Source organism: Pseudomonas sp. NPDC098747, assembly GCF_044760045.1.
In the GTDB taxonomy this organism is placed as follows: domain Bacteria; phylum Pseudomonadota; class Gammaproteobacteria; order Pseudomonadales; family Pseudomonadaceae; genus Aquipseudomonas.
In genome coordinates this window covers 24,516-28,326 of sequence record NZ_JBIWAL010000063.1, presented here as the reverse complement: position 1 = coordinate 28,326, position 3,811 = coordinate 24,516, and the positions used below count along the sequence as shown (strand labels likewise).

Sequence of the window (3,811 nt, the reverse complement as noted above, 5' to 3'; positions counted from 1 at the left end):
CGTCTTTACCGCGAACGTTTTCATTGATCTCGGCAGTAATTTCGCCGTCGGAAAACTTGCCGACAGAGATGTCACCGAGAGGGATATGCAGCTGACGTACAACACGCCGAGCCAGATCGGGGTTAGCGTTCCCCGTAAAGACCATCATCTTGGACACGCGCAGTACCTAGAGGCTGAGGGTAACCTGGATGAGTATAGAAAATGGCAGGGGCGGCTGGATTCGAACCAACGCATGGCAGGATCAAAACCTGCTGCCTTACCGCTTGGCGACGCCCCTGTATCTGTTGCATCAAGTGCCGAGCACCTGGTTCCTTTTAGAGCAGACTTTGCAGCTTGCGATGCAACATCGAAACGTTGCTTCCTTTCGCTACAAACCCTGTAAGGGTCTCTGTCAGAAGGGCCGAGACTTTATCAGCTTCAGCTTTGCTTGGGAAGCCCCCAAACACACAACTTCCAGTTCCGGTGAGCTTTGCTTCGGTAAATTTACCTAACAAATCCAATGCGTTACGTACTTCTGGATAACGCCTTGCAACCACCGGCAAGCAGTCATTTCGACTGTTTCCCTCGGGAACGGGGCGCACTTTAATGGGCGGCGTGTTACGTGTCAACAAAGGATCGGAAAAAATTTCTGCCGTACTTACAGAGACTTGCGGCACGAGCACCAGATACCACGGTTCTTCGGGGTCCACCGGGGTCAGTTTCTCGCCCACACCCTCGGCAAACGCCGCGTGACCACGGACGAAAACCGGAACATCGGCGCCAAGCGACAAACCCAGTGCCGCCAGCCGATCTTCATCCCATCCCAGTTGCCACAGATGATTGAGCCCCAGCAACGTTGTCGCGGCATTTGAGCTGCCACCACCAATGCCGCCGCCCATGGGCAGAACCTTGTCGATCCAGATGTCGATGCCCAGCGCACAGCCGGACTGTTGCTGAAGCATTTTCGCCGCACGCACGATCAGATTGCTGTCATGCGGCACGCCGGCAAATTCGGTATGCAGTTGAATCACGCCATCATCACGTACGGCAAAAGTGATTTCGTCGCCGTAATCGACAAACTGAAACAGTGTTTGCAGCTCGTGATAGTCGTCTTCACGGCGACCCAGAATGTGCAGCATCAGGTTGAGTTTGGCCGGCGAAGGCAAAGTCAGGCGTGCAGCGGTCATGCGTTATTGCCCCAACTTGCGCGGTTGCCAGTTCTTGATCACCAGCGTCACGTCGAGGTCGGTGCCGTGCAGCTTGATGCGCTCGGGCAGCCAGTAGCCATTTTGTTCGGTGTAAGCGGTGTATTCGACTTTCCAGCCATCCTGTTCAAGGTTGGCCAAGCGGCTGTTGGCATCCAGATTCAGGCGGCTTTTGCTGTTCGGCGCAGGCAGGCCACGGACCCACCAGGCCAGATTCGACACTGGCAATTTCCAGCCCAACTGCTCTTCGAGCAAGGTTTCAGGCGATGGCGATTCGTAGCGGCCCTGATTGGCGACTTCCAGCGAAACCTTGCCCGGACGCCCGGTCAGACGTGCCGCGCCACGACCCAGCGGGCCGGACAAGCGAATGTCGTAGTAGTCCTGACGCTGCAGCCAGAACAGCGTGCCGCTGCCGGAATCTTTCGGGGCGCGGATGCCGATCTTGCCGTCGATCTGCCAGCCGTCGAGGCCGGTCAGTTGTTGTTTGTTCGCCGCCCATTGGGCCGGGCTGCCGTGGCCCTCGACCGATTCACGAGCACCGAAACCCGCGCAACCGGCGAGCAGGGCGATGAAGCTGAAAACAATAACGTGGCGCAAAAACATGAGTTAAAGAGTCTCGGATCCGGTCAGGCGCTTGATGGTGCTGCGCAGAATGGTGCTGTCGGGCTGATCCTTGAGGAATTTGCCCCAGATTTGTTTGGCTTCACGCTGGTTGCCCTTGGTCCACAACACTTCGCCCAGGTGTGCGGCGACTTCGTGATCAGGGAAACGCTCCAGCGCCTGACGCAGATATTTCTCGGCGTCGTCCAGATTACCCAGGCGGAAATTCACCCAGCCGAGGCTGTCGAGTACCGCGGGGTCCTCCGGGTTGATCTGGTGTGCCTGATCGATCAGCGTTTTGGCTTCAGCGTAACGGGTCGTGCGATCGGACAGGGTGTAGCCCAAAGCGTTCAGCGCCATGGCGTTGTCCGGGTCGCGCTTGATGATCAGGCGCAGGTCTTTTTCCATCTGCGCCAAGTCATTGCGTTTTTCCGCGAGCATGGCACGGGTGTAAAGCAGATTCAGATCATCGGGGTATTGCAGTAAGGCTTGTTGCAATACCTTCCAGGCCTTGTCGTCCTGTTTATTGGCCGACAGGGTTTCCGCTTCAATCAGGTACAGCTGAATCGCGTAATCCGGTTGTTCGTCGCGTTCGGCCGCCAGTTTGCTTTGGGCTTCGGCGGTCTTGCCGTTGTTCATCAGGATATCGGCCTGACGCAACTGTGCCGGCAGATAGTCGTTGCCCGGGCCGACCTGGGCGTACTCGATCAGTGCGCCCTGCGGGTCGTTGCGTTCTTCGGCGATACGACCCAGGTTCAGGTGCGCCGAATCGACATGGCTTTCCCGGGCGATCAGGTCTTCCAGATAACCTTTGGCCTCATCCCAGGCCTTGGCCTCAAGGCATACCAGCGCCAGCGAATAGCGCAGTTCGTCGTCTTCCGGGTATTGCTGAACAAGGCTTGCGAACTCGGCTTTGGCGTCGTCCATCCGATCCTGCTCTACCAGCATCCGCGCGTAAGTCAGGCGCAGACGTTTGTCGTCCGGGTACTTCTTGATGCTTTTTTTCAGCAGCGGCAGGGCTTCGTCGCCACGATTCAATAGCTGGAGCAGACGTGCGCGCAGCAGGATCGGGGCGATTTCGCCGTCTTCCGGCGGATGGTCTTCGAGCAGTGCGAGTGCCGCTTTGTTGTCGCCATCCTGTTGCAGGAGCAGGGACTTGCCGAAAATCAACTGACTGTTGTTCGGATGACGCTGCAACAAGCGGTCGAAACTTTTCATCAGGCCGTTGCGGGTTTCCTGATCGGTATCGGCCGCCGACAGCGCGAGGAAGTCGAAATGGGTGTCGCCCTTGCCTTGCAGGACTTTTTCCATATAGACCATCGAGTCGTCATAACGCCCGGCACGCGCCAGTTGTACGGCGGCGGCGCGTTGCGCTTCGAGGTCGTCCGGAGCGTTTCTGGCCCAGATCAACGCGGTATCCAGCGCAGGCTGATCTGCACCGAGGTATTCGGCGATGCGGAACGCGCGCTCGGAGACGCCCGGGTCCTGAGTGTTGATCGCCTGAGTCACGTAGTTGTCCAGGGCAATGTCGAAACGATTGCGCTGGCCGGCGAGTTCGGCGCTCAGCAGACTGAACACGGTTTCTTCGCTGAACGAGCTGTAAACCTTGGGCTTTTCAGGCGCGGGCGTGGTGTCTTCTACCGGTGAGGCACCGTCCTGCGACACGGGTGCCAAGGCCTGGCAGCCGCTGAGGAAGACAAAAGCAAGGAGCAACGCGGAAGATCTATTCATATAGGAAGAGGACGACTAACCTGCGGTCGGATCATCATGACACAAGCCTTCGGCCAAACATAACCGAGACTCAATTGTGGCCATTATAGGGGCTGACGATTGGGACAATAGTCAGCGGTGGTTGTTCTGAATCTGACGAAGGTGGACAATTGCCGGCTTCACGTCACCATCAGCGACTTTGAATGGCCTTCCTTGCACTCGGTATTAACCACAAGACTGCTTCAGTAGACGTCCGCGAGCGCGTGGCCTTTACCCCTGAGCAGCTGGTTGAGGCGTGGCAGCAGCTCTGCCGACTT

5 protein-coding genes and 1 tRNA gene are annotated in these 3,811 nt (G+C 57.5%); 1 reads left to right on the top strand and 5 read right to left on the bottom strand.

Annotation, left to right across the window (positions count from 1 at the left end):
* The 5 genes from ACIQVE_RS25610 to ACIQVE_RS25590 all read right to left on the bottom strand — a co-directional run.
* A partial coding sequence (locus ACIQVE_RS25610) for a ribose-phosphate pyrophosphokinase-like domain-containing protein (RefSeq protein ID WP_402813841.1) occupies positions 1-157 on the bottom strand: 157 nt, incomplete at its 3' end.
* Positions 158-202: 45 nt separating this feature from the next.
* A tRNA-Gln gene (locus tag ACIQVE_RS25605) sits at positions 203-277 on the bottom strand.
* A gap of 37 nt (positions 278-314) precedes the next feature.
* Positions 315-1,166 carry a 4-(cytidine 5'-diphospho)-2-C-methyl-D-erythritol kinase gene (ispE, locus tag ACIQVE_RS25600; RefSeq protein WP_402813835.1) on the bottom strand — a complete coding sequence of 284 codons (852 nt, stop codon included), beginning with the start codon at positions 1,164-1,166 and terminating at the stop codon, positions 315-317.
* A gap of 3 nt (positions 1,167-1,169) precedes the next feature.
* A complete protein-coding gene (gene lolB, locus ACIQVE_RS25595; RefSeq protein ID WP_402813832.1) occupies positions 1,170-1,787 on the bottom strand; it encodes a lipoprotein insertase outer membrane protein LolB in 618 nt (205 codons plus the stop codon).
* A gap of 3 nt (positions 1,788-1,790) precedes the next feature.
* Complete coding sequence (locus ACIQVE_RS25590) at positions 1,791-3,515, bottom strand: tetratricopeptide repeat protein (RefSeq protein ID WP_402813829.1); 1,725 nt, start codon at positions 3,513-3,515, stop codon at positions 1,791-1,793.
* A gap of 182 nt (positions 3,516-3,697) precedes the next feature.
* Between ACIQVE_RS25590 and ACIQVE_RS25585 the strand changes: the two genes are divergently transcribed.
* Positions 3,698-3,811 (top strand): hypothetical protein (locus tag ACIQVE_RS25585; protein WP_402813838.1); only part of this gene is annotated, 114 nt, incomplete at its 3' end.

Coding starts and splice junctions, on each gene's coding strand:
- ispE (WP_402813835.1), bottom strand. CDS start 1,166: ATGACCGCTGCACGCCTGACTTTGCCTTCGCCGGCCAAACTCAACCTG.
- lolB (WP_402813832.1), bottom strand. CDS start 1,787: ATGTTTTTGCGCCACGTTATTGTTTTCAGCTTCATCGCCCTGCTCGCC.
- ACIQVE_RS25590 (WP_402813829.1), bottom strand. CDS start 3,515: ATGAATAGATCTTCCGCGTTGCTCCTTGCTTTTGTCTTCCTCAGCGGC.